General features: G+C 65.7%; 25 protein-coding genes and 1 tRNA gene. 12 read left to right on the top strand and 14 right to left on the bottom strand.

Going from position 1 to position 24,924, the window contains the following annotated elements; genetic code table 11:
- Positions 1–68 precede the first annotated feature (68 nt).
- Both smc and KJJ24_RS08530 read left to right on the top strand, forming a co-directional pair.
- Complete coding sequence (gene smc, locus KJJ24_RS08525; protein ID WP_214338047.1) at positions 69–3,677, top strand: chromosome segregation protein SMC; 3,609 nt, start codon at positions 69–71, stop codon at positions 3,675–3,677.
- Positions 3,678–3,711: 34 nt separating this feature from the next.
- Positions 3,712–4,623, top strand: a complete 912-nt coding sequence (locus tag KJJ24_RS08530) for a PRC-barrel domain-containing protein (RefSeq protein WP_214338049.1) — start codon at positions 3,712–3,714, stop codon at positions 4,621–4,623.
- A 32-nt stretch (positions 4,624–4,655) separates the two neighbouring features.
- On the opposite strand, the gene msrB is transcribed toward KJJ24_RS08530, so the two are convergent.
- From msrB to KJJ24_RS08545, 3 genes are all read right to left on the bottom strand, one after another.
- Positions 4,656–5,057 (bottom strand): peptide-methionine (R)-S-oxide reductase MsrB, encoded by a 402-nt coding sequence (gene msrB, locus KJJ24_RS08535; protein WP_214338051.1) that lies wholly within the window; start codon positions 5,055–5,057, stop codon positions 4,656–4,658.
- Positions 5,058–5,081: 24 nt separating this feature from the next.
- Positions 5,082–6,347, bottom strand: coding sequence for a glycosyl transferase (locus KJJ24_RS08540; RefSeq protein WP_250544537.1), 1,266 nt, complete (start codon positions 6,345–6,347; stop codon positions 5,082–5,084).
- Between the two features lie 44 nt (positions 6,348–6,391).
- Positions 6,392–6,473, bottom strand: a tRNA-Leu gene (locus tag KJJ24_RS08545).
- 211 nt (positions 6,474–6,684) lie between these two features.
- On the opposite strand from KJJ24_RS08545, the gene accC reads away from it, so the two are divergent.
- Positions 6,685–8,037: an acetyl-CoA carboxylase biotin carboxylase subunit gene (accC, locus tag KJJ24_RS08550; RefSeq protein WP_214338052.1), complete on the top strand. Its 1,353-nt coding sequence runs from the start codon at positions 6,685–6,687 to the stop codon at positions 8,035–8,037.
- Here the strand turns inward: accC and KJJ24_RS08555 are convergent.
- Entirely contained in the window at positions 8,034–8,378 is a 345-nt protein-coding gene (locus tag KJJ24_RS08555) for a YggT family protein (protein ID WP_214343488.1), read from the bottom strand. The genes accC and KJJ24_RS08555 overlap by 4 nt on opposite strands.
- 92 nt (positions 8,379–8,470) lie before the next feature.
- On the opposite strand from KJJ24_RS08555, the gene psbX reads away from it, so the two are divergent.
- The 4 genes from psbX (at position 8,471) to KJJ24_RS08575 (ending at position 10,579) form a co-directional block, all read left to right on the top strand.
- On the top strand, positions 8,471–8,593 hold the full coding sequence (psbX, locus tag KJJ24_RS08560) for a photosystem II reaction center X protein (protein WP_214338053.1): 123 nt from the start codon (positions 8,471–8,473) through the stop codon (positions 8,591–8,593).
- Between the two features lie 75 nt (positions 8,594–8,668).
- Positions 8,669–9,565, top strand: coding sequence for a Ycf66 family protein (locus tag KJJ24_RS08565; protein ID WP_214338054.1), 897 nt, complete (start codon positions 8,669–8,671; stop codon positions 9,563–9,565).
- Positions 9,566–9,626: 61 nt separating this feature from the next.
- Positions 9,627–10,100: a Tol biopolymer transporter periplasmic protein gene (locus KJJ24_RS08570; protein WP_250544538.1), complete on the top strand. Its 474-nt coding sequence runs from the start codon at positions 9,627–9,629 to the stop codon at positions 10,098–10,100.
- Complete coding sequence (locus tag KJJ24_RS08575) at positions 10,097–10,579, top strand: hypothetical protein (RefSeq protein WP_214338055.1); 483 nt, start codon at positions 10,097–10,099, stop codon at positions 10,577–10,579. Before KJJ24_RS08570 ends, KJJ24_RS08575 begins: the two co-directional genes overlap by 4 nt.
- Here KJJ24_RS08575 and KJJ24_RS08580 read toward each other — a convergent pair.
- From KJJ24_RS08580 to KJJ24_RS08590, 3 genes are read right to left on the bottom strand one after another with little or no spacing between them, the layout of a single operon-like run.
- Positions 10,576–10,758: a chlorophyll a/b-binding protein gene (locus KJJ24_RS08580; RefSeq protein WP_214338056.1), complete on the bottom strand. Its 183-nt coding sequence runs from the start codon at positions 10,756–10,758 to the stop codon at positions 10,576–10,578. The two genes, KJJ24_RS08575 and KJJ24_RS08580, sit on opposite strands and share 4 nt — an antisense overlap.
- A 7-nt stretch (positions 10,759–10,765) precedes the next feature.
- A complete protein-coding gene (locus KJJ24_RS08585; protein ID WP_214338057.1) occupies positions 10,766–12,751 on the bottom strand; it encodes an ABC transporter ATP-binding protein/permease in 1,986 nt (661 codons plus the stop codon).
- Between the two features lie 38 nt (positions 12,752–12,789).
- Positions 12,790–13,152, bottom strand: a complete 363-nt coding sequence (locus tag KJJ24_RS08590) for a histidine triad nucleotide-binding protein (protein ID WP_214338058.1) — start codon at positions 13,150–13,152, stop codon at positions 12,790–12,792.
- Positions 13,153–13,227: 75 nt separating this feature from the next.
- Here KJJ24_RS08590 and KJJ24_RS08595 point away from each other — a divergent pair, with 75 nt between their 5' ends.
- Complete coding sequence (locus KJJ24_RS08595; protein ID WP_214338060.1) at positions 13,228–14,868, top strand: YifB family Mg chelatase-like AAA ATPase; 1,641 nt, start codon at positions 13,228–13,230, stop codon at positions 14,866–14,868.
- A gap of 131 nt (positions 14,869–14,999) precedes the next feature.
- On the opposite strand, the gene rpsU is transcribed toward KJJ24_RS08595, so the two are convergent.
- The 4 genes from rpsU to def all read right to left on the bottom strand — a co-directional run bounded on the left by rpsU (position 15,000) and on the right by def (position 16,699).
- A complete protein-coding gene (gene rpsU / locus KJJ24_RS08600; RefSeq protein ID WP_010304532.1) occupies positions 15,000–15,170 on the bottom strand; it encodes a 30S ribosomal protein S21 in 171 nt (56 codons plus the stop codon).
- A gap of 56 nt (positions 15,171–15,226) precedes the next feature.
- Positions 15,227–15,823: a DUF3747 domain-containing protein gene (locus tag KJJ24_RS08605; RefSeq protein ID WP_214338062.1), complete on the bottom strand. Its 597-nt coding sequence runs from the start codon at positions 15,821–15,823 to the stop codon at positions 15,227–15,229.
- 63 nt (positions 15,824–15,886) lie between these two features.
- Positions 15,887–16,084, bottom strand: a complete 198-nt coding sequence (locus tag KJJ24_RS08610) for a hypothetical protein (protein ID WP_214338064.1) — start codon at positions 16,082–16,084, stop codon at positions 15,887–15,889.
- Positions 16,085–16,096: 12 nt separating this feature from the next.
- Entirely contained in the window at positions 16,097–16,699 is a 603-nt protein-coding gene (gene def, locus KJJ24_RS08615; RefSeq protein ID WP_214338066.1) for a peptide deformylase, read from the bottom strand.
- A gap of 61 nt (positions 16,700–16,760) precedes the next feature.
- On the opposite strand from def, the gene KJJ24_RS08620 reads away from it, so the two are divergent.
- The 3 genes from KJJ24_RS08620 to KJJ24_RS08630 are packed head-to-tail and all read left to right on the top strand — an operon-like array spanning position 16,761 to position 21,495.
- Positions 16,761–18,680, top strand: coding sequence for a prolyl oligopeptidase family serine peptidase (locus tag KJJ24_RS08620; RefSeq protein ID WP_250544539.1), 1,920 nt, complete (start codon positions 16,761–16,763; stop codon positions 18,678–18,680).
- Positions 18,680–20,095: a sodium/glutamate symporter gene (locus KJJ24_RS08625; RefSeq protein ID WP_214338068.1), complete on the top strand. Its 1,416-nt coding sequence runs from the start codon at positions 18,680–18,682 to the stop codon at positions 20,093–20,095. The genes KJJ24_RS08620 and KJJ24_RS08625 overlap by 1 nt, the downstream gene beginning before the upstream one ends.
- On the top strand, positions 20,092–21,495 hold the full coding sequence (locus KJJ24_RS08630) for a sodium/glutamate symporter (protein ID WP_214338070.1): 1,404 nt from the start codon (positions 20,092–20,094) through the stop codon (positions 21,493–21,495). Before KJJ24_RS08625 ends, KJJ24_RS08630 begins: the two co-directional genes overlap by 4 nt.
- Before the next feature lie 3 nt (positions 21,496–21,498).
- Here the strand turns inward: KJJ24_RS08630 and KJJ24_RS08635 are convergent, their stop codons facing one another.
- Positions 21,499–22,158: a class II aldolase/adducin family protein gene (locus KJJ24_RS08635; protein WP_214338072.1), complete on the bottom strand. Its 660-nt coding sequence runs from the start codon at positions 22,156–22,158 to the stop codon at positions 21,499–21,501.
- 11 nt (positions 22,159–22,169) lie between these two features.
- On the bottom strand, positions 22,170–23,276 hold the full coding sequence (gene mtnA / locus KJJ24_RS08640) for an S-methyl-5-thioribose-1-phosphate isomerase (protein WP_214338074.1): 1,107 nt from the start codon (positions 23,274–23,276) through the stop codon (positions 22,170–22,172).
- Positions 23,277–23,340: 64 nt separating this feature from the next.
- Between mtnA and KJJ24_RS08645 the strand changes: the two genes are divergently transcribed.
- The gene (locus tag KJJ24_RS08645) at positions 23,341–24,360 is read left to right on the top strand and encodes a metallophosphoesterase (protein ID WP_214338075.1); all 1,020 of its coding nucleotides are present in this window, start codon (positions 23,341–23,343) and stop codon (positions 24,358–24,360) included.
- Here the strand turns inward: KJJ24_RS08645 and KJJ24_RS08650 are convergent.
- Positions 24,336–24,905, bottom strand: a complete 570-nt coding sequence (locus tag KJJ24_RS08650; protein WP_214338077.1) for a DUF1543 domain-containing protein — start codon at positions 24,903–24,905, stop codon at positions 24,336–24,338. The two genes, KJJ24_RS08645 and KJJ24_RS08650, sit on opposite strands and share 25 nt — an antisense overlap.
- Positions 24,906–24,924 lie beyond the last annotated feature (19 nt).

Below are 24,924 nucleotides of genomic sequence, written 5' to 3' on the forward strand. Positions count from 1 at the left end.
AGCTAAGGACGGCGGCTTGAAAATGTCAGGGGTTCAGCTACCTTGCAACTGCTCGGCGCTCGGGCCTGTTGGTTCACATCAATCAGGTAGAGCTCACGCACTTCAAGTCGTTCGGGGGGTCGATGACCATCCCCCTCGAGCAGGGCTTCACGGTGGTCACCGGCCCCAACGGCAGCGGCAAGAGCAACATCCTTGATGGTGTGCTGTTTTGCCTGGGCCTGGCCAGCAGCCGCGGCATGCGGGCCGAGCGCCTGCCCGATCTGGTGAACAGCTCGATGCTCAAGCAGGGCAAGGCGGCTGAAACCGTGGTGACGGTGCGCTTTGATCTGCGCGACTGGCAGCCCGACGATGCCGAGGCCGGCTTGGAGCCCCCCGAGGAGGGCCCCTGGATCAAGCCAGGGCAACAGGAATGGTCGGTGACCCGCCGGCTGCGTATCGCTCCCGGCGGCACCTACGCCAGCAGCTACAGCGCCGATGGCGTGGCCTGCAATCTGCAGCAACTGCAAACCCAGCTGCGGCGCCTGCGGGTGGATCCCGAGGGCAGCAACGTGGTGATGCAAGGCGATGTGACCCGCATCGTGTCGATGAGCGCCAAGGAGCGGCGCGGCATCATCGATGAGCTAGCGGGCGTGGCCCTATTTGATTCCCGCATCGAGCAAACACGCAGCAAGCTCGCTGAGGTGCAGGACCGCGAAGAGCGTTGCGCGATCGTGCAGCAGGAATTGCTGGTATCGCGCCAAAAGCTGGAGCGCGACTGCGCCAAGGCCCGCACCTATCAAGACCTGCGCGAGCGCTTCCAGCGGGGCAGGCTCCAGGAGCAACTGCTCAGTTTTGAGCAGGCCCAGGACGAGCAGCGCCAATTGCAGAGCCGCCAGGAAGCTCTGGGCCGACAGCAGCAGAGCGATCGCCAGACCATTGCAGAGGCCAAAACGGCCTTAGAGCAATCCAGCAAAGCCCTGGAGACCCTGCAGGCTGAGGTGAAGGCCCTCGGGGAAGACCGTCTGCTGGCGGTGCAATCGGAGCTGGCGGGTTTGGAGGCCAGCGGCCGTGAGCTCGCCCGGCAGGCGGAAAAGCACCAGCACAGCGCTGAGGAGTTGCAGCGTCAGCGCCAGGAGCTGGCGCGCCAGCAGGGCGAGCTCCGGCAGCAGCAAAGCCAACTAGCTGCCCCCGAGGATGACGCCGCCCTCGAGCAGGCCGAGAGCAACTGCCGCAGCGCTGAGGCCGCTGTGGAGCTGTCGCGGCGCCGCCTCGGCGAAGTGGCCGGCCGCAGCGGCAGCTGGATGGAGGAACAGAAGCAGCGCAGCCAGCGGCGCCAGGAGCTGCAGGGCCAGCTCTCACCTCTGCAGGCTGAGCAACAGCAGCTGGCAGAACGCCTGCGCCAAGAGCAGGAACGCCTGGGTGAACTCCAGCAGCAACTCGCCGATGAGGCCGCCAGCAGCGACGGGGTAGCCAGCTCCCTCAGCCAACTCGAAATCGAATGGCAGCAGCTACTCAACGACCTGAAGCTCCAACAAGGCCGCGCCCAGGAGCTCGCCGAAGCCCTGGCTCTGCAGCAGCGCACCCGCCAGCGGCTCGAGCAGGAGCAGGTGTCGCTCGAGCGTGAGATCGCCCGACAGGAATCGCGGCGTGAAACGCTGCAAGAAAGCCGCGGCACCGGTGCCCTGCGCCTCCTGCTGGAGGCCGGTCTCGACGGCATCCACGGCCCGGTTGCTCAGCTCGGCGACGTGGAAGAGCGCCACCGGCTGGCCCTGGAAGTGGCCGCCGGTGCCCGCCTTGGCCAGGTGGTGGTGGACGATGACCGGATTGCCGCCCGGGCGATCGAGCTGCTCAAGAGCCGACGCGCTGGTCGCCTCACCTTCTTGCCACTCAACAAGATCCGCGGTGGCGGGGGCAATGCCAACAGCGCGGCCTTTCAACGGGGCGGGAGCCCAGGAGCCAGCGGAGGTGACGGCATGGTGGGCCGCGCCGTGGAACTGGTGCGCTTTGAGCCGGTGTATGGCGAGGTGTTCCGCTACGTCTTTGGCGACACGCTGGTGTTTCGCGATCTAGCCAGTGCCCGCCGCGAACTGGGACGTTGCCGCGCCGTGACTCTCGATGGCGAACTGCTCGAGAAGAGCGGCGCCATGACTGGCGGCAGCCTGCAGCAACGGGGTAACCAGCTCAGCTTCGGTGCCGCCAGCGATGCCGATGAAGCCGAGCCGCTGCGCCGGCGTTTGCTGGAACTGGGCGAAACCCTTGCCGCCAGCCGGCGCAAGGAAGCCGAGCTGGGCCGTCAGTTGGAGGAGTTGCGCCCGCAGCTAAGCCGCCTGGAGCAGCGACGCGCCGCCCTGGAGGCCGAACGCAGCGCCGCCCAACGGTCCCATGGCCCCCTGCAACAGCGCCGCGAGCACTTGATCAGCCGGATCGGGCAGATCGAGGCAGATCTGGGCAGCGGCCAACAGCGCTTGCAAGCCCTCGCCGCTGAATTAGCCCCCCTGCAGCAGGCCCTGCAGACCCTCGAAAGCCAGGAAGCCAGCGCTCAGGCCAGCGGCGACAGCGAGCGGTGGCAGGGCCTGCAGCAGGAGCTCGAAGCCGCCGATGCCGCCCTCACAGCCGCCCGCAACCAGCGCGATGGCTTGCTGGCCGCCCGAAGAGAACGGGGGCTCGCTGCCGAGCGGGTGGCCAGCCAACTGCAGGCCCTCAGCAGCGAAGAGCAACGGTTGGTGCAGGCGGTGAACACCCTGGTGGCGGAGCGAACCAGTTGGAAGGAGCAGCAACAAGCTGATCAGGCCAAACGCCTCGAGCTGGAGGCACGCCAACAGGAGCTACAGGAGCGCTTCGGGGAACGGCGCCGTGCCCGCGATGAAGCGGAAGCGCAGCTCTCGCGCCAGCGCCAGACCCTGCAGCAGAAGGAATGGGAGCTGCAGCGCCTGGGCGAGGAGCTCGAGGCCCTGGCGGAACAGGAGCGCAGTGGTGCCCAGCGCCTGGAGCAGTTGCAACGCGACCTACCCGATCCTCTGCCGGAGATTCCCGATGAGGTGCGCGAGAACGGGCTTGAAGCCCTCCAGGCCGAGCTCAAGAGCCTGCAGGCGCGCATGGAGGCCCTGGAGCCGGTCAACATGCTGGCGCTGGAAGAGCTCGAGGAACTGGAAGCCCGCCTGGCCGATCTGCAGGATCGCCTCGATGTGTTGTGCAAGGAACGCGAGGAGCTCTTGCTGCGGATCGAAACGGTGGCGACCCTGCGTCAAGAGGCGTTCATGGAGGCGTTCAAGGCGGTGGATGGTCACTTCCGCGAGATCTTTGCCGGCCTCTCCGATGGCGAAGGCCACCTGCAGCTGGAGAACACCGAATCACCCCTCGATGGCGGTCTCAGCCTGGTGGCCCATCCCAAGGGCAAAGCCGTGCGGCGCCTGGCCTCGATGAGCGGCGGCGAAAAATCGCTCACGGCCTTGAGCTTCCTGTTCGCACTGCAACGTTTCCGCCCTTCACCCTTCTATGCGCTCGACGAGGTGGACAGCTTTCTCGACGGGGTGAACGTGGAGCGCCTGGCTGCGCTCATCGCCCGCCAGGCGGAAGCCGCCCAGTTCCTGGTGGTGAGCCACCGCCGGCCGATGATCGGCGCCGCCACCCGCACCATTGGTGTCACCCAGGCCCGCGGTGCCCACACCCAGGTGGTGGGATTACCACCTGCCGCCTGAAGGCCTCCCCTTGCCGCTCGGCCACAATGCGCCCATGACAAGCACACCTCCCGGCAGCGACCCGAATGCCCCACTGGGGGCGACACCGAGCGATCGCCTCTGGCTGCGCTCGGAGCTGATGGGCACTCAGGTCATCACGCGCGACACCGGCCGGCGCCTTGGTGTAGTGGGCGAAGTGGTAGTCGATATCGACCGGCGCGAAGTGGTGGCCCTCGGCCTGCGTGACAACCCACTCACCCGATTCTTGCCAGGCCTGCCCCGCTGGATGTCGCTGCAGAGCATTCGCCAGGTGGGAGATGTGATCCTGGTGGATTCGGCCGATTCCCTGGCCGAAGGGTTCAACCCGGATCGCTACTCGCGGGTCATCAACTGCCAGGTGATCACAGAGGCGGGCGAACAGCTCGGCCGCGTACTGGGCTTCAGCTTCGACATCGAAACCGGTGAACTCACCACCCTTGTGCTGGGTGCTGTTGGCGTGCCGCTACTCGGGGAAGGGGTGCTGAGCACCTGGGAGCTCACGGTGGAGGAGATCGTGAGCAGTGGCCCAGATCGCATCATCGTGTACGAGGGCGCTGAAGAAAAGCTCAAGCAACTGGGCACCGGTTTGCTCGAGAAGCTGGGGGTCGGCGGCCCCAGCTGGGAGCAGGAGGAACGCGAGCGTTACCGGCTCAACATGGTGCCGGTGGAAAACCAGCTGGCCGCTGGCCAGCCCAGCGTTCAGGAACAACAACGCCGAATCGAACCAGCCACCAACCGCCGTTTCGAGCCGGAAGAGGATTACGACTACGTGGAAGTAGAGCAGCGCCGCGAGCGCGAACCGCTCCGCCAACGCCGCTACCTCGACGAAGAGCCGCTCGAGGATCAGCCACGCCGTCGCCGGTACGTGCGCGATGAGGAGCCTGTGGATGTCGAGCCGCTCGATCCGCGCGACCCTGGCCGCTGGTAAGCGCCGCCAGGGTCTGTTACGGCCAGGTCAGATCAGCCCTGGCCTGGCTCGAAGTTGAGCGACGCTGAGTTCACGCAATAGCGCAAGCCGGTGGGGTTGGGCCCGTCGTTGAAGACATGCCCGAGATGGGCGTCGCACTTGGCGCACTTGATCTCCGTGCGCACCATGCCGTGGCTGCGATCGTCCACCGTGGTGATCGCCTCAGGATTCACCCCCTCCCAGAAGCTGGGCCAGCCGCTGCCGGAGTCGTATTTGGTGGTGGAGCTGAACAACTCACTGCCGCAGCACACGCAGCGATAGGTGCCCTTGGATTTGTTGTCCCAATAAATGCCTGTGAACGCTCGCTCCGTGCCGCCGAGCCGGGCCACCTGAAACTGCTCAGGGGTGAGCTTGTCGCGCCACTGCTCGTGATCAGCGGGGGAAGCGGAAGCCATCAAAGCGCTTGAGGGGCCTACAAGTTAAGGAACTGGCAGCAGCTGGCGCACCATGCCTGCCAGAGCAGCCACCGCCCCAGGCTGGCCGCGCAAGCTGCGCAGGTCGTCGCGCATCCCCTCCAGCCGAGCTGGCTGATTCAGCCAATCAGCGGCCTCCTCAGCAATCTGCTCGGGGGTGATCGCCCCCACCCGCTCGGGCACCACCAGGCGGCCCGCTGAAATGTTGGGCCAGGCCAAAAAACCGTGATGGCGCATTCGCCAAGCGGTGAGAGCCATGCCCAGCAGCCAGCGCAGAATCGGCAGCCGAGCCAACAGGCCGATCCCGCCATCCCAGGCCTGCATCACATGCAGATGCTGGGTCGGCACCAGAACGATCATCGGCACCGCGAGCGCACCGAGCTCAGCGGTATTGGCGCCCACGGTGGTCAGAGCCAGGCGGCATTGGCTCAGCACTCCATGGGCCGGCTGCTGCTCGATCAGCAGGATGCGAGTGCCAGAGCTGGTGATAAACACAAGCCCTTGCTCGCTCTGCTGCAGCTGCGGCTCCCCGGCGCTGTAGGCGCTGGCGATGGGGTTCTCAGGGCCGGCATAGGCGAGCAGCTCCTGAACGCTCGTGGTGGGCGCCACCGGCAACAGGAAGCGGCACGTGGGACGAATGGCGGCGAGGCGATCGGCCGTTTCCAGCAGAAAGGGCATCCCCACTTGCAGCTTGGCGCGCTTGGAACCGGGCATCAGGGCCAGCCAGTCACCCGGGGGAAGCGGTTGTTCATCGCGAGCCGATTCCGACAGATCGGCCATCAGATCGCCCACCACCTGGCAGCGATGACGCCAGCGACCTCCAAGACGATCGGCCGCGGCCGGCCCCATGGCAGCGATGCTGTCGTTCCAGCGCGGCCAGCGCGCCACCCACTCGGCATAGGTGATGTGGCGGTAACCCAGCCGCGCCGAGAGCAGCACCGTCCAGAACTGATCACCGCCGAGAAACACCACCACACCGCGGCGAGGCCAAGGGCCATATCGACGGGGGCGGAGCAACAGCCACCAGAAGCTCGCGGCAGGCATGATCCGCTCGAACAGGCCCATAGCCGCCGCGACCCGGTGCTCACTGCCGGTGGCATTCGGGCAGGGCACTAACACCAACTGCAAACTTGTGGGCGCGCCGGGGCGATCAGGGCGCAGCGGCATCTCCGCCTGGAGCCGCCGGGCCAATGGCCTAACCCAGGTGGTGAGCTCGCCCGGACCATTGCACACCAACACGATCACGGCAGGCTTTATGCCGGATCCGGTCACTGAGTGCAGCCCGTCACTAGACGTCAACGGGATTGAGCTAGGTATGCGGATGGCGAGACTTGAACTCGCAAGACCGAAGTCACACGCCCCTCAAACGTGCGTGTCTACCAATTCCACCACATCCGCGTGGTTGTGAGCATGACAACGCCAAGCGGTGCCGGCTCTTGGGGGATCGTCTGTGGGCGACTCACCACGGGGGTGAACGCGCAGCAGGCGTGAGGGTTTGCGGGGCCTCAGCACCGCTCCGGAACTATACCCATCGGCCTGGCTCCAATCCGCCAAGTCAGCACTGATACAGTCCGATGCGGCCTGCGCTGCCGGATCTGCCGGCCACTGGATGCCCATCGGCAAACTGCTGATCGCCAACCGTGGCGAAATCGCCCTGCGCATCCTGCGCACCTGCCGCGAACTCGGCATACCCACGGTGGCTGTGTACAGCACGGTTGACCGCAATGCCCTGCACGTGCAGCTCGCGGATGAGGCTGTGTGCATCGGCGATGCACCAAGCAGCAAGAGCTATCTCAACATTCCCAACATCCTGGCGGCCGCCACGTCTCGCGGCGCCGATGCGATTCACCCGGGCTACGGCTTCCTGGCTGAAAACGACAAGTTCGCAGAAATCTGCGCTGCCCATGGGATCACCTTTGTGGGCCCCTCACCAGAGTCGATTCGCTCCATGGGCGACAAGTCGACGGCCAAAGCCACGATGCAAAGCGTGGGCGTGCCCACGATTCCAGGCAGCGAAGGTCTATTGGAGAGCGTCGATGAAGCCAGAGCCCTGGCCGGCTCGATGGGCTATCCGGTGATGATCAAGGCCACCGCCGGCGGTGGTGGCCGGGGGATGCGCCTGGTTCCTTCAGCCGATCAGCTCGACAACCTGTTCAAGGCTGCCCAGGGCGAAGCGGACGCCGCCTTCGGTAACCCCGGCCTCTACATGGAAAAGTTCATCGACCGGCCCCGGCACGTGGAAGTGCAGGTGCTGGCTGATCGTCACGGCAACGTGGTGCATGTGGGCGAACGCGACTGCTCGATCCAGCGCCGACACCAGAAGCTGCTGGAAGAGGCCCCCAGCGTGGCCATCAACGCCGACCTGCGCCGGCAGATGGGTGATGCCGCAGTAGCTGCAGCACGCACCATCGGCTACGAGGGTGCCGGCACCGTGGAGTTCCTGGTGGATCGCACCGGCAACTTCTATTTCATGGAGATGAACACCCGCATTCAGGTGGAGCATCCGGTCACCGAGATGGTGACAGGCGTGGATCTGATCGCTGAGCAACTACGGATTGCAGGCGGCGAACCGATTTCCCTGAGCCAAGAGGAGATCAAGCTCACCGGCCATGCCATCGAAGTACGCATCAACGCTGAAGACCCGCGCCAGAACTTCCGCCCATCCCCCGGCAAGATCACGGGCTGGCTGCCCCCAGGCGGTCCCGGCGTGCGCTTCGACAGCCACGTGTACACGGGCTACGAGATCCCGCCCTTCTACGACTCCCTGATCGGCAAGCTGATCGTGTGGGGCACCGACCGCGACCATGCCCTCAAACGCCTGCGCCGCGCGCTATCGGAATGCGCCGTCACCGGCATCCCCACCACCATCGATTTCCACCTGCAGCTGCTCGATCGGCCTGAATTTCAAGCTGGGGATGTGCACACCAAGTTTGTGGAACAGGAGATGCTCCCGCCCACCTAAGCGGGAATCACGCTGGCTCGGATCATCACCTGGGTGATCAGCCCCTGCTGTCCCACCAGCAGCTCACGCACCAGGCTGATCAGCCCCAGCCAGATCACCGGGGTCACATCCACGCCACCGATCGGTGCGATCAGCCGGCGGGTAAAGGCCAACAGCGGCTCAGTGGGAATCGCCACCACTCGCCAGAGACCTTGGCTGAGATCAACCTGGGGATACCAGGTGAGCACGATCCGAAACAGGAACAGCAGCGTCCAGGCCGAAAGCAACAGCCCCAGCACCAAATGCACAGGTGGCAGCAGCTGCCGCAGCAGCGCCAGGGTGTCGGCCCCAGATTCGCTCATCAGGATCCCCGTCACAAAGCTGTAAGCAGCGGTTGTTTGATCGTAGGAAGCAGCCATCGCTGCCTAGGATCCTGGCCGGATTCGTGACACCCATGACCCCCTCACTCGCCAACTTCCTCAGCAGCCTCGCGTGGGGCGCGGTCATCGTGGTGGTGCCGATCACCGCCGCTGTGATTCTGATCAGCCAGAACGACCGCGTCGACCGCAAGCTCTGATTTTCAGCGCCCACGCGCAGCATTCGGCAGCCCTCGACTCCCGCCCTACAGTGGCCTGAAAGGGAGCAGCGATCCGTGGTCAACGCCAGCCTGAATTGGGCCAGCATTGTTGGGATCGTGCTGGCCGTTGGTGGTGCGTTCCTCTATTTCATGAGGAGCTTTAAGCCTGCCCTGGCCCGCGATTACGACGTGTTCTTCGCCGCCATTGGCTTGCTGTGCGGCGGCATCTTGTTTTTCCAGGGTTGGCGCCTCGACCCGATCCTGCAGTTCGGCCAGTTTTTGTTGGCTGGCACCACCGTATTTTTTGCGTACGAGAGCGTTCGCTTGCGCGGTGTGACCACCGAACAGGCCCGGCGCTCCTCCTATTTCGACGACGACGAGCCACTCCCGAAACCCCGGATGGGCGGTGGCCGCGACTGGCGCGACGATGCCGATCGCTTCGATGAGCCCCAACCCCTTCGCCGGCGCATCCGCTCCCGGGAAGACGGCAATGGCGATCCCGAAGAGGACGACCTCTACCGCCCTCGCCGAGCACCGGCCCGTGCAGCCATACCTGAGCGTGCAGCCTCCCGCGATGAGTGGAGCGGTCGACGCGATGACCCCGATGCAGCTCCTGCGGCTAGCCGGTACCGCGCCGGCAGCGCCCCGAAAGAAGGGCCATCCCGTGAGTTCGGCGCCCGCCGCCAAGGCCGCGATGAAACTCGCCGTGGCTCACGCCCCTCGTCGTCGGCTGACGACATGCCCCGCTCCAGTCGCCGTGCCACGGGAGCTGAGCGCCCAAGCGATCGTCAGCCCGGCATGCCCCAAGGTGCTCCGTACCGCCCCCAAGCCTCTGCAGCAGCAAGCGCTTCACCACCCTCCGGCGATCAAGGGGTGAGCGATGCCGACTTCCGCCCTATTCCTCCCTCCACCCGCAGCGCAGGCCCAGGTGGCCCCGCACCCCGCGACAACAGCTCACGCTTCGACGACTAATCGTCTGCTGACGGCCGCAGTCCTCCTGGCCCTGGGCCTAAGCGGGTGCAGCTTCACACCGTTGCGTCGCCAAGCTGCCGCACCAGCAGGGTTGGTGGGTGGGTCGCGTCAGCAACCCTCCCTCAGCGGGAACGGACGGCTCCTGGCCAGCCTGGTCGAGCGAGGCGGTCGCACCACCGTGCTGCTGCAGGAACGCCGCAGCGGTCGGGTGCTGCCGCTGCGGCATCTGCGCAACCGCCAGCCCCACAGCTCACCATCACTGAGCTGGAACGGCCGCTACCTGGCCCTGCTGGTGCAGCAGGGCGGGCGGCGCCAGGCCGTGATTGAAGACCGAGCAACAGGCCGGCAACATCCTTTGTTTCTGCCAGCCGGCCAGGATCCGCAGGAGCTCAGCCTGGCCCCCGACGGTCAGAGCATCGCCCTTGAGCTGATCAGCGGCGGCAACCAACGGGTGCAGCTGTTTGATCTGAGTGGTTTGCTGGAGCCCGACCAAGCGCCTGGCCGGATCGAAAGCGGCGGTGGGCCGCAGCCATGAGCAGGCCTCAGAGGATCCTGACTGCCCTCTGCGGTCTGCTCCTGGTGGGTTGCCAGGGAGGCATGCGCCCAATACAGGCCGTGAATCAACGGCTGAGCCGGCTGGGTGAAAGCGAAAGCGCCTCACTAAGCCGCAACTGGCTGGCCTTGATCGCCAGCCGCTCCGGCGGCCGAGCCCAGGTGCAACTGATCGACCGGCGCCGCAATGCACCGGTGCAGCTACAGGGCCTGAACAGGCCCGATAGCTTGCCCATCAGCGTGGCGGTGGATCAACAAGGCGAACGGCTAGCCCTGGTGCGCCAGCGGGATGACCGCAGCGAACTGGTGCTCTACCGCCGCTCGATTCAAGCCACCCAACCCCTGGCGATCGAGCCGGCCGGTGTGCCCCGCCGGGTAAGCCTCAGTGCCGATGGCCGGGTACTGGCGGTGGAGGTGAGCCGCAACGGGCTCTGGCAGGTGGATCTCCTGGAGCTGCCCTAACCGACAAAGCCAGCCCAGCGCAGGAAGGTCTCGCCGCTGATGGCCTCCACCATCAGCAAAGCCACAAAGCCCACCATGGCGAAGCGGCCATTCACCCGCTCGGCGTAGCCGCTCCAACCGAAGGCCGGCACGTCGTTGGTGGTGGCGCTGGTGGCAGGCGGTTCGGGGGTGCTGGTCATCGCGGAATCAGGCGCCGGAATTGAAGGTATAGCTGGCAGAGGGCATCAGCTTCCAGCCGCCCTCGCCATCGAGTTCAAGCACCAGGTTGTGGAACGCCTTCAGCGTGGGGCGGTGACCCACACTCACAAAGGCCATCTCCCGCTGGGCCAGCAGCTCATAGAGGTGTTGCTCGGTGTTCACATCGAGAGCACTGGTGGCCTCATCCAGCACAACAAAGCGCGGTGAGTTGAGCAGGAGGCGGGCAAAAGCAAGGCGCTGCTGCTCGCCGAGCGATAGCAGCCGAGGCCAGTCTTGCTTGATGTCGAAATCGGGGTAGCGCTGCACCAAAGCACCCAGCCGCACCTCTTCCAACACGCTGCGCAGATGCTCATCGCTGAAGCGTTGAGGATCCTGCGGATAGCAGAGCTGCTCCCGCAGGCTGCCCAGGATCATGTAGGGCTTCTGGGGGATAAACAGAAGCTCCGAGAGAGGCGGCCGCTCCACGTCTCCGGCTGCGGGCGGCCAGAGGCCACTCACGAGGCGGAGGAAGGAGGTTTTGCCGCAACCGCTCGGCCCCACCACCAGCACCCGTTGGCTGGCCGCCACCTCGAGGCTGAGGTCATGGATCAAGCGGCGGTCGCTGCCCGGCGGCACCAGGTCCACATGACGCACCAGCAGCGACTGGGCTACCCGGGAGGTTTCTTCCGCCAGCAGCTCACGCTGCGCCTCAGCACGATTGATGGCCTCCACCTTGCCTTGGAAGCCTTCGAGTCGGCTGATTGATGCGGAGAAGGCCGCCAGCCGATCAATGTTATTCACGATGTAGCTCACCGAGAACAACACCTGAGAGAAGGCAATACTGGCCTGGCCAAACACGCCGAAATCCACTTCCTTGGCGAAGTAGATCGGTGCAATCACAAGCCAGGGCAAGAAGCGGGAGAAGTAGTCGTAAGAGCGCTGGATCACACTGATCAGCGCCTCCCAAACAATCAGCTTGTTGTAGTTGCTGATCGCACCATCGAGGCGACGGACGGCTTCGCGCGATTCCTGTTGCTCGCCGCGGTAGAAGGCAATCGATTCGGCGTTGTCGCGGATGTGAACAAGGCCGTAGCGGAAGTCGGCCTCTAGGCGCAGCTGGTCGTAATTCAGGGCCACCAGCTTGCGACTGGCAAACACAATCACGGCAGTGCCACCCAGTGAGTACACCAGCAACCACAGCGCCAGGGTTGTGCTGATGCTCCACAGCACCACAATAAAGCTCACGAAGGTGAGCAAAGCCGACACGATCTCCACCGTAACGCTAAGGCTCGTACCGGTGAAGCTGGCTGCATCCTGGGAGATCCGCTGATCAGGGTTATCAATCTCCTCGGCGGCTTCATCGTTGGGATTGAGAACGTAATAAGCGCGATTATTCAGATAACGACCCAGCAGGCGGCCGCTCAACCACTCCCGCCACAGCAGACCCAGCTTGGGAATCAGATAACTCTGCAATGCCCGAATGGGCAAAGCCAACACCAAGCAGAACGCATAGACCGCCACCACCTGCCAAAACTCATCAGCCTTGTAGGCCACCAGAGTGTTATCAACATTGCGGGCGATGTAGCTGATCCCCACATTGATGCCGTTGATCACGAGGATCAGCAGCGTGATCACCCCCATCAGCAACCAGGGCAGCCAGCGCCCTTGGCGCAATTTGCTGCGCAGGGCGCCGAAGCAGGTCAGTCCTGCGGCAAACAGCAGCATCAACACCGGCCCCGCCGGACTTGCCCAGATGGCGCCCACCTGCTGGGGCACACCCGGCAGGAAACGAGCCTGGAGATCGGGAATCAGGGCACCGCTGCCCACCACAACAGCTGTCAGCAGGAGCAGGGTGCTGCCCACTACCACCCCAAGCAGGGCCACGATCAGCAGCAGAAACTGCCAGCCACTGGTGTCTTCCACCGGCAGGAAATAGGGCTGGGCGAGGCGCCGCAGCTTGCCGAGCTGATTGCGGAAGCCCTGCAGGGGGGTCATGACGGCATTCAAGTGCCGCCATTCTCGCCGCCCGCTCCTCAGCCTGGCGGCCAAGCCAGGGGACGGCCACCCATCACATGCACATGCAGATGGAACACCGTCTGCCCGGCTTCAGCACCGCTGTTGATCACCGTGCGGAAAGCCTCGAGCCCTTCCTGGCGAGCCACTTGGGCCGCCACCAGCAGCAAATGTCCCAGCAGCTCAGCCTGCTTCTCACTGGCCTCGGCCAGGTTCACCACGTGCTCACGCGGGATCACCAGGATGTGGACCGGCGCCTGGGGAGCCACATCGCGGAAGGCGATGCACTGCTCATCCGCATGCACCTGGTCGCAGGGGATCTCGCCTCGCAGGATGCGGCCAAAAATCGTGTCGTTCTGCGGGGTTTCAGCGGAGTCGGCCATCAGTGGCGAGGAGAGGAGGCGGGGCGGGGATGAAACAGCGGTGGCATTCCACCTCTGCAGGTTTCATGAAGCCCGATGTTGGCACGATGCAACGGAGCCGCCCTGGTAGGGCTTGAGGCACGGCCTGTAGCCGTGGAGGTGGATATTGCCCCCGGTCTACCGGGCCTGCAAGTGGTGGGGTTGGCGGATGCCGCGGTGCAGGAATCACGGCAAAGGGTGCGTGCGGCAATCCGCAACAGCCAACTGCGCATGCCACTCACCAGGGTGATCGTGAACCTGGCTCCCGCAGATCTGCGCAAGGAGGGACCTGCCTTTGATCTGCCCATCGCCCTCGCGGTGCTAGCCGCCAGCGGCCAGCTGGATCCAGCCCAGCTTGAGGGGATCTGGTGCGCCGGTGAACTGGGGCTCGGAGGCGAGTTACGGCCAGTGCGCGGGGCCATTGCCATCGCTCTGGCCGCACGGGAGCAGGGAGCAAGCAGACTGCTGCTGCCTGCAGCCAACGCCGCTGAGGCCGCTCTGGTGGAGGGCCTTCCCCTCGCTCCAGCCGACAGCCTTAGCGATGCTCTGCGCTGGCTTCTTCACCCCCAATCCATCCCAACGCCACCACCGGCCCTGACAGCCACGGCTCCAGAGCGCACCGCTCTTAGCGATCTGGCCAGCGTTCAAGGCCAGCTGCATGGCCGTCGCGCCCTGGAAATCGCGGCAGCCGGTGGCCACCATCTGCTGCTGGTTGGGCCGCCAGGTAGCGGCAAAACGATGCTGGCGCGGTGCCTACCAGGACTGCTTCCGGCACTGAGCCGCGCGGAGATGCTGGAGCTCACCCAGCTCTATTCCGTGGCGGGGCAATTGCAGGCCCAGGGAGGCTTACTGCAGCAGCGGCCCTTCCGCAGTCCGCATCACAGCTGCACGAGCGCCGCTTTGGTGGGGGGCGGAACCAACCTGCGGCCCGGGGAGCTAGCGCTGGCACACCGCGGCGTGCTGTTTCTCGACGAACTCACGGAATTCCGCCGCGACGTGCTCAATCAGCTGCGTCAGCCCCTAGAGCACGGGGAACTGTGGTTAAGCCGAGCCCGTCAGCAGCAGCGCTTTCCCTGCAGCGTCAATCTGGTGGCCGCCACCAATCCCTGCGCCTGCGGCTGGGCCGGCGATCCGGAGCGCAGCTGCAGCTGCGGCACGGCCCAGCAGCAGCGCTATTGGGGCCGTCTCTCAGGCCCACTGCTCGATCGCATCGATCTGCAGGTGGTGATGCGGCGACTGGAGGGCAGCACTCTGGGGGCAGGCTTTCGCCAGACCACCAACCCGGAGACCAGCGCTGCCGTGCGTGAGCGGGTGCGTGCAGCCCGTCAGCGCATGCAAAATCGCAACCCGGATGGGGTTGCCAATAGCCAGCTCACAGCCGCGCACCTGCGCCGTTGCGGCGGCATCACTTCAACGGCGCTGGATCTCTGGCAACAAGCGATCGATCAACGCGGGCTGAGCGCACGGGCCGCCGAACGCGTGTTGCGGGTAGGCCGCACGATCGCCGACCTAGGGGAATGCGCTGAGCTGAGCACTGCAGCGATCGCCGAAGCACTCAGCTATCGCAGCTTCGACCAGCTCAGTGGCGGTGGGGCTGATCGCGGTAGGGCTGAACGCCCACCAGCGGCGGCTGATGCTGGCGCTCCTCGAGTGGATTACCAAACGCGTTACCAACGCTGGAGCCAAGCCAGCGATTGAGAACCTGCATCATCTGTTTCATGGAACGGCTCCACAGGACCAATCCCATCATCAACACGCCACAAAAAAGCGGAAACCGGTGTTAATACCGGTTTCCGCTGAGTGAAGCGAGGCGTTGAGACGCTTGCCGATCAGCGGCGGCGACGGCGTTGCTGAGCCTTGCGCTTGTACTTCTCAACGGGGGTTTCGTGGTGACGCAGGCGCTTGAGATCGGCGAAGATCCCGGCTTTCGACACCTGGCGCTTAAAGCGGCGCAACGCCGACTCGATGCCCTCGTTTTCGCCGACGGTGACCTGGGTCATAAACCGATCAAGAATCTGTGCAGTTTGACGATGGTAGCAAGCGTGCCGTCAGCCCTTCAGCTGCCGGCGGGCGGCTCGGGTACCGGAGCCGCAGCAGCCTCAGGCTGAGCGTCGCGGTAGACATACACGTGCCCAAGGGTGCGCCCACCGAACGCACGGCGCATCAGCTTCCAGCCGGGCTCAGGCACGAGCAGCAAGAAGCCATTACTGCTGCCACCACTACGAGCCACCACCATCTCCGGCCCCACCCCTGGCTTGGTCGGCAGAGCCATCAGCAGGGTGTCGTCCGACTCTTTCACCACGCTCAAGCGGTACACCGTGCCGAGGTCTTGATCACCCAGGCGCAGGGAGTAGCCATTCCCATCGATGAAACGGTTGCAGATGCCGGTGAAATCAAAGGTGGACAGCAGAGGGTCCACCACCGCCGGGTTGCTGCCCTGCACCGCGTAACAAGGGCGCGCATCGCTGCGCTGCTCGTAGATGTTGAGCTGGGCGCGGCTGCCATCGCCAATGGGTGCCGCCACAATCACAAACTTGCTCTGATCCACCTCAACAGCCCCGAAGAGCGACTTCGCTGCGACGGGTTCAGGCGCGATCAGGGCCAGGGCACCGGCCAGGGGCAGCAGCGCGGCGAGGGTGCGGATCGATTGCATCTGGAGGGGCGGGGGCTCGCGGCTTGAGGATCGTATGAACGGGGGCAGAGCAATGCCAGCCCCTCAGGCCGGCTTATTGATCCGAATCGCCACCAACAGGCTGAGCACCGTGCCGGGTAGCGCCAGACCAAGGATCCAGCGGGTGGTGTCCACACCGAGATCAGGATCGCCGTAGGCCAGTTCAAAGACAGAACCGGTGGCGGCGATACCAAGCAGGCAGGCCAGGGCCAAGAAGACGCCGGCCAGGGGTTTCATCGGCATGCGGGGAAAACCTCAGGCGATCGAGTGCACGTCTGCAGGATTGAAACCCTTCTCACCGAGGCCCTCGCGCAGCTTGTCGTGATCGGTGACGCGATCCACGAACAGGACCCCATTGAGATGGTCCATTTCGTGCTGGATGCAGCGGGCCATCAGCCCATCGGCTTTCATCCGCTTAGGGCGACCCATTTCATCGCGGTAGCTCACCTCCACCACGCTGGGGCGCACCACATCGAGATAAACCCCGGGGATGCTCAGACAGCCCTCCTCATAGGTGCAGAGGCTGCCGCCCACGTGACTGATCTCCGGGTTGATCAGGATCAGGGGTGGACTGTTGGGATCCTCGATCTCGAGATCGATCACCAGCAGCTGCAGAGCATGGCCGATCTGGGGGGCCGCAAGGCCGATACCCCGGGCTGCATACATGCTCACAAGCATGTCGCGGGCGAGATCACGGATGCTGTCGTCCACCTTGCCAATGCGCTTGGCCGGGGAGCGCAGCGCCTGATCGCCAAGGGTGTGGATGTCGTAAGGGGGGTTATCGACCGGCTGCTTCGACACCTGTAATCGGCCGACATTCTCGGCGGAGCGCGCCAATTTGGCGAAGCTGCTGGCCAAAGCTTGTCCTCGCTGGCGTGATCGGCCAAGCGATTCTAGGAGCCATTGATCAAGAGCTTCGGTGCCCACCAGCCCTGCCCCCCTCTCCGCTGCGCTGGCATTGGGCAAGACCCCCAGCCTCAAAGAACCCCAACTGCTGGATGGCGTTCTGTACTGGCAGGAGCAACGCCCCGACGAACGCGGGCGCACCACCTTGATGGCCCGCGACCCCGGGTCTCGATCCCCCCGCGAAATGACCCCCGGCCGCTGGAACCTGCGCTGCCGGGTGCATGAGTACGGAGGCGGCGCCTGCGCGATCGGCCGCAATGCGAGCGGTGAAGCGATTGCGGTGTTCGTGCACGACAGCGACCGCTGCCTTTGGCAGCTGAGGCTGGAGGCCAGCGATGCCGAACCCCAACGGCTGACACCACCGGGCGGCGATGACCGCTTCCACGGCCATCTTGGGGGCGGGGTGATCGACGCCATCGGCAACCGCTGGATCGGTGTGCTGGAGATCCATGGCCGCGACCAGCTGGTGGCTGTGCCCCTGCAGGGAGGTGAGCCGCAGCGATTGCATCAGCCGGCAGATTTCTGCGGCTACCTGGCTCTGAGTCCCAGCGGCCGGCATCTGGCCTGGGTGGAGTGGCAGCAGCCCTGCATGCCCTGGGAGCGCAGCCAGCTCTGGCTGGGGGAACTCAACCCCGATGGCAGCCTCGGCGCTGCGCGGCCCGTTGCGGGCTCCAGGCCAGCAGACCCGCAGGGTTGCTCGGTGTTCCAGCCCATCTGGGCCGGTAGCGATCTGGTGGTGAGCAACGACCGAAGCGGCTTCTGGAACCTGGAGCGCTGGATCGGCGCCGCGGAGACTTCCGCCGCTCTCGAGCCGTGCTGGCAGGCACTAGTGCCAATGCAAGCGGAGTGCGCGATGCCTCAGTGGGTGTTTGGCATGAGCACCCACGCCTGGGATAGCGAGCAGCTGCTGGTCATGGCTTGCCGCCAGGGCAGCTGGAAGCTGGGCCGCGTCCACCTGCCGTCGCGGGCAGATGAACACGCCATCTGGGAGCCGATCGCGCAACCGTTTACCGATCTGGCAGGCCTCTGCGCTGAAGCGGGCCGATTGGCCTGCGTGGCCAGCAGCGCCTGCAATCCCTCTGGGCTCTTGGAGCTGGAGCTGGCGACTAGCCAGTGGCGCCATCAGCCCGCCGCCCCGTGCCCGCTGCCCCTCGAGGCGATCAGCCAACCCCAAGAGGTGTGGTTTGAAGGCCACGGCGGCCAAGCCACCCACGCCTGGTACTACCCACCGATCGGGGGCAGCACCGCGGAGTCTCCCCTGCTGGTGAAAGGGCATAGCGGTCCCACGGGCATGGCCCGCACAGGGCTCAGCCTGGGCATCCAGTTCTGGACCTCCCGTGGCTGGGGTGTGGTGGATGTCAACTACGGCGGCTCCACAGGCTTCGGCCGCGCCTATCGCGAACGCCTCAACGGCCAATGGGGAGTGGTGGATGTGGCCGACTGCGCCGCCGCCGCTCAGGCGCTGGTGAGCCGCGGCCTGGCCAGCGCCGAGCGCATCGCGATCGAAGGGGGCAGCGCGGGTGGGTTCACGGCCTTGGCGGCTCTTTGTTTCACAACCACATTCCGGGCGGGTGCCAGCCGCTATGGCGTCGCCGACCTCAGCGCCCTCGCCACCGACACCCACCGTTTTGAGGCGCGCTATCTCGACAGCCTTGTCGGCCCTTGGCCGGTAGCAAAGGCCACCTATGAGGCCCGCTCCCCCCTGCAGCATGCCGGCCGAATCCACTGTCCGGTGATCTTTTTCCAGGGCCTTGAGGATGTGGTGGTGCCGCCGGAGCAAACCGAGCGGATGGCCGAAGCTCTGCGGGGTAATGGCGTGCCCGTAGAGGTGCATCTGTTCCCAGAGGAAGGCCACGGCTTCCGCAATGGCGCCACACAAATCCAGGTGCTCGAAGCCACCGAAGCCTTCTTCCGCCACCACTTCCAGCTGTGATGAGCGAGCTCCTTCCAGGCTTGTGGAGGGCGGAAGCCCTGGTAGCCCTGGCCTGGCTGGCCCTGGCCGGATCGGTACTCAGTTTGATCCTGGTAGCGGGGCGGAGCATTGGGCGCCGGCTCAACCTGCGGCTCTGGGGAGTACCCGAAGCGCTGGTGGCCGGGATACTCGGCTTGCTGGTGGCGCCGTCGGGTCCATTGCCGCTGCTACCGCAGCACCTGATGGAGCTGTGGGGCGAGCTGCCGCTGGTGTTGCTCACCTTGGTCTTCGGCTCACTGATGCTCGGCAAACCCCTACCCAGGCTGGGTGGGCTGTGGCGACCGGTGTGCGGGCAGGTGTCGCTGGCGCTGGTGCTGGCCTTCGGGCAATACGTGGTGGGCGGGCTGGCGGTGCTGCTGGTGCTGCAGCCCTGGCTGGGGGTCAGCCCGGTGATGGCCTGCCTGATCGAAGTGGCCTACGAAGGCGGCCACGGCTCCGCCGCCGCCATGGGGCCCAGCTACGCAGCTCTTGGCTTTCCCGGCGGGCAGGATCTCGGCCTGGCGATGGCCACGGTGGGCCTGCTGAGCTCCACCTTGGTCGGGGGCGTGGTGGTAGTGATCGGGCGCCAGCGGGGCTGGCTGCTGGCTCAGGCCCGAGAGGAGGCTGATTCGAATGCTGTCCCTCGCGCATTAGCTGGAGTTGGCGACTCCGGCTTGCCTCCCAACCAGCCGGCCTGGGCCGCCTGGGCTGTGAACCTGGCGATGGTGGGAATCGCCGTGCTGATCGGCGTGGTGCTGCTGCAGCTGCTGCACCTCGGCACGGATGCCATCGGTGGTGGCGTGGCAGCGGTAGGGAACGCCCTGCCTGTGTTTCCGCTCGCGATCATCGGCTCACTGCTGGTGCGCTGGTGGTTGGAGCGCAGCGGCCTCAGCCACTGGGCCTCAACGCCAATCCAAAACGAGATCGGCACCCTCTCGGCTGATCTGCTGATCACCTCCGCCACCGCCTGCCTCAACCTGGCCCTGCTGGCGGCCGACTGGCTGCCCCTCACCGTGCTGGCCCTCTCTGGCCTCAGCTGGAATCTGGGGATCACCCTGCTGCTGGCACCGCGGCTGCTGCCGCCCGACTGGTTTGAGCGGGCGGTGCTGGAGTTTGGCCAGGCCACGGGAGTGGCGGCCTCTGGCCTGCTGCTGCTGCGCATGGCCGACCCCGATGACCACAGCCAAGCCCTACCAGCCTTTTCTCTCAAGCAATTGTTTCTGCAACCCTTTCTGGCCGGTGGGGTGGTCACGGTGGTGGCACCGCTCGCCGTAGCGGGCTGGGGGCTGCCGATCTGGACGGGCTTCTGTCTGGCTCTGGTGCTGCTGGCTGGCGGCGCAGGCCTCCTATTGGCGCAGTGGGGACGCAACACTGAGGCGTCTGCAGCGCACCCATGAAGCTCTTCGATGTGCTGGTGGCCTTCACCGGCCTGAGCCTGTTGCTGCTGGCGGGCATCACCCTGCGGCGCAAGCTGCGCTGGCTGCGTCAGCTCGGGATTCCCGAAGCTCTGGTGGCCGGTCTGATCGGCCTATTGATCGGCCCCTTCAGTCCCTGGCCGATCTTCCCGGAATCTGTGTATGCGGTGTGGGCGCAAACGCCGGGTGTGTTGATCTCGCTGGTGTTCGCCACATTGTTTCTGGGGCAGCGCCTGCCCAGCCCCCGGGAGCTATGGCAGCGGGCTGCCGGCCAGACGGCCTTCGGCATGACCCTTGGCTTCGGGCAATACCTGGTGGGTGGTGTGCTGGTGTGGCTGGTGCTTCAGCCGCTGTTCGGCACCAACCCGCTGATGGCCTGTCTGATTGAGGTGGGCTTTGAGGGCGGCCACGGCACCGCCGCCGGCATGGGCGACACCTTTGCAGAGCTGGGGCTGGTCTCCGGAGAAGCCTTAGGGCTAGCCATGGCCACGATGGGCGTGGTGAGCGCCGTGCTGATTGGCAGCACCCTGGTGGTGATCGGACGAGGGAGGCAATGGCTGGGGCAGCGGAACGGGTCAGCGACCAGCGCCACCCTGCTGCAGAGGGCCGCCCACAGCGATCCGATGTCGGCCGAGGTGAAGCTGGCGCGCGAGGAAGCGGCCGGTCTGGCGGGAGGCTCCCCCGTGGCGCCCGTCACGATCGATGCCCTCACGGTGAATCTGGCCCTGGCCGGTGGGGCCATCGGCCTTGGCGTGCTGTTCAAGGAAGGCCTGCTGCAGCTGGGTGGCGCCCTCGGGGGTGAGGCCACCGCGGCGCTGCTGGATGCCATTCCGGTGTTTCCCCTGGCGATGCTCGGCGGCCTAGTGGTTCAGCTGGTGCTGCAGTGGCGCCGCCATCAAGATCTGGCCTCACCGGTGGTACAGGCCAGCGTGGGCTCGCTGGCGATGGACCTGCTGATCACCGCTGCGATGGCCAGCCTCAACCTGCCGATGCTGGAGGAGAACTGGCTGCCGTTCCTGCTGCTGGCGCTGGCCGGTCTGGCCTGGAACGTGTCGGTGTTTGTGCTGTTGGGGCGGCTCGTCTTCCGAGATCACTGGTTTGAGCGAGCCATCGCCGATTTCGGCCAGGGCACCGGCGTGACGGCCACCGGGTTGCTGCTGCTGCGCATGGCCGACCCCCGTGGCAGCAGCCGAGCCATGGAGGGCTTCTCCTTCAAGCAGTTGGTCTTTGAGCCATTCCTTGGGGGTGGATTGGTCACCGCCCTGGCACCGATCGCACTCGTGAGCTGGGGGCTACCGCTGTTTAACGGCGTGGCCTTGCTGCTCACGGTGGCAGCGATCAGCTTCGGGCTGTGGATCGGCCGACAGCCCGATCTGCAGTAGGGCTCAGTGGCCGTAGAGCAGGGTGGCGAACTGATGGCGCACCTGCTCCATCTGCTCTTGGCTCAGCAGCGGGGGCTCCCCGATTGCACGAGCCTGCAGGTAGATCCGCGCCAGCGTTTCCACCTCCACCGCCAGGGCCAGGGCGCGATCGAGGTTGGGGCCCACCACCACCTGGCCGTGCTGTGCCATCAGGCAGGCGAGGCGACCATGCAGGGCTTCCACCACCCCATCCGATAGGTCCTGGGTGCCAAAGGTGGCGTAAGGGGCGCAACGGATGTCGTGCCCGCCGGCCACAGCGATCATGTAATGAAACGGTGGAATGCCGCGGCCATGGCAAGCCAAAGCGGTGGCATGAATCGAGTGGCAATGCAGCACCGCCTGCACCTCGAGGCGATGAGCCAGCACATCGGCATGCAAACGCCATTCCGAGGAGGGGCGCCGCTGCGGGCGGCCTGGCTCAGGCGAATACAGCGGTTTGCCGGCCAGATCAAGCGCCACCAGATCGCTGGGCTTCATGAGCTCGTAAGGCAGCGAGCTGGGTGTGATCAACATCCCGCCGGGGATGCGCACCGACAGATTGCCGGACGTGCCTTGGTTGATGCCGCTGGCCTGCATGCGGAGCGCCACGGTCACCAGTTGCTCACGCAGATCCTGTTCGTTCATGGTGTTCAGGCTCAGGCGTAGAGATTGCGCAGTCCGTCTTCACTGGCGGGTGCCACGCCCCGTTCGGTGATCAGCGCCGTCACCAGCCGGGCTGGGGTCACATCAAAGGCGGGGTTGAATCCCTCGCTGCCATCGGGGGTGAGTTGAACGGTGGCTACCTGGCCGGCAGCCGGACCGTCATCGACGCGCCCTTGGATGTGGGTCACCTCCCGGGCACTGCGCGCTTCGATCGGGATTTCAGCCACGCCGTCATCGATGGTCCAGTCGATGGTGGAGGCGGGCAGGGCCACATAGAAGGGCACGCCGTTGTCGCGGGCGGCGAGGGCCTTCAGATAGGTGCCGATCTTGTTGCACACATCACCGCGGCGGGTGGTGCGATCGGTGCCCACGATCACCGCATCCACCTGACCGTGCTGCATCAGGTGCCCGCCGGCGTTATCCACAATCACTGTGTGGGGCACACCCTCGCGGCCCAGCTCATAGGCCGTGAGCGAGGCGCCCTGGTTACGCGGGCGGGTCTCATCCACCCACACATGGATATTCAGCCCGGCGCGGTGGGCCTTGTAGATGGGGGCCAGGGCCGTGCCCCAATCCACGGTGGCTAGCCAACCGGCATTGCAGTGGGTCAACACTCTTAGGGGCTCTTGTTGCCGCTCGGCGGGGCGCGCGGCTGCCAGCTGCTGGAAAATCGCCAGGCCGTGCTCGCCGATGGCCTCACACATGGCCACGTCTTCATCGGCGATGGCCGCCGCTTCCGCCTTAGCCACCTCGGCCCGCTCGGCCGGTGGCAGCGGCGCCACCCGATCCCGCACCCGCTCCAGGGCCCAACGCAGGTTCACCGCCGTAGGTCGGGTGGCGTTGAGCTGCTCAAACGCCGCAGCCAAGGCAGCATCGCTGGGATCCGCCTGCAGGGCCAGCATCAGGCCATAGGCCCCAGTCACACCTATCAGCGGCGCACCACGCACCACCATCGTGCGAATCGCCTCGGCCGCTTCCTCGCAACTGCGAAGCGTGCGGGTGGTGAAGTGATGCGGGAGCTGGATTTGATCGATCACCCCGATCGAGCGGCCATCGGGCTCCAACCAGATGGTGCGCCAGGCCTTGCCGTCGATCTTCATGGGATGCGTTGCTGTGGCGAATGCTCCATGCTGCCCGTCGACCGCTCCAGCCTCCCGAGAACCCATGCCCCTGCGTCGCCGCCAGCTGCTCCAGCTCGCCGCCGTCGCCGGTGCAGGGGGCGGCGCCTGGTGGCTACTCGAGCAACACCAACAGGCGGTAGCTGCACCGAGCAGCACCCCTGATCTGCGCCTCGGCCTGATCAGCGACCTCAACAGCAGCTACGGCTCCACCACCTACATCCCCCAGGTGAGCCAGGGCCTTCAGCAGCTGCTGGCACTCCAGCCCGCGCTGGTGGTGTGCGCCGGCGACATGGTGGCCGGCCAGAAGCGGGGCCTCAGCGCTAGCCAGCTCGATGCGATGTGGGACAGCTTCGCCCGCACGGTGCTCACACCCGTGCGCCAGGCCGGCCTGCCCTTCCTGCCCGCCGTGGGCAACCACGACGGTTCACCCGGTTTTGAGGCCGACCGAGCGGCCGTGCGTCGCTTCTGGACGCCGCGGCGTCAGGCTCTCGGCCTGCGATTCGTGGATCCGGGCGACTTTCCCTTTCACTACAGCGCCCGGCAAGACGATGTGTTTTGGCTGGTGTGGGATGCCAGCTCCGGCCGCATCCCCGCCAGCCAGCTCAGCTGGGCCCGCCAGCAACTGGCCAGCCCCGAGGCTCAGGAAGCACGGCTGCGGCTGGTGGTGGGGCACCTGCCACTTGTGGGCGTGAGCCAGGGGCGTGACCGTGCCGGCGAAACACTGGATCAGGCAGCCGCCGTACAGAGCCTGCTGGAGCAGGGCCGCGTGCAGGCCTACATCAGCGGCCACCAGCATGCCTGGTTCCCCGCTCGCCGCGGCCAGCTGGATCTGATTCATCTGGGAGCGATGGGCAGCGGCCCCAGACGGCTCCTCCAGGGAGGCATTCCGCCTCAGCAGACCTACACCACCCTCGACATCAACTGGCAGCAAAACTCCCTGGTGGAGACCACCTATGCCGTGGCCAGCGGGCAACCCGTGGCCTGGAGCCGCCTTCCCGCCAGCTTGATAGGCCGCGCCGGAGGCCTCAACCGCAACGTTCAGGCTCGATCAATCCGCCGATAACCGAACCAATCCGGCACCTGGGGCTGGCTCACCCCCTCGGGATGGGGATCGAGCTGTAGATGCCAGCGCTCACCACCGAGCAGCTCCAGCTGCTCGATCGCCAGGCAGTCGTCCACAGCGCACAGATCATCCTTGTGCTGCTGCTGCGAGCCAGCCAGCCATTGCCGCTTAGCGGCAGCCTTGGCGGCCTGGGGTGAGCGGGCCACCAGCAGCCCGAAGTGATGCAGCTCCGCCAGGGAATCAGGGCGGTAGGCGCCCAGGTTCACGAACCAGAGCCGCTCGGGCCTGGGCGCGGCCGGCTCGCGACGAAGACTCACCGCCCAACCATCAATCGCCCGCACCGCCATGTAGCTGTCCAGGTGCAGGCCCTCACGCCTCCCGAACCACTGCCGCCGCAGCTCCGGAAGGGTGTCGTCGATCGAGGCACCCGCCACAAAGCGCACATCGTGCAGCTCGATGTGGCTGGTGGCGGTGCGGCCGCCCAGCACCACCAGGAACAGCTGCGGCAGCGCGGCAACAGATAACTGGCCAGCAGAACGGGTCATAACCAGCATTCCAACAGCA

The organism is Synechococcus sp. LA31 (assembly GCF_018502385.1).
GTDB lineage: Bacteria > Cyanobacteriota > Cyanobacteriia > PCC-6307 > Cyanobiaceae > Vulcanococcus.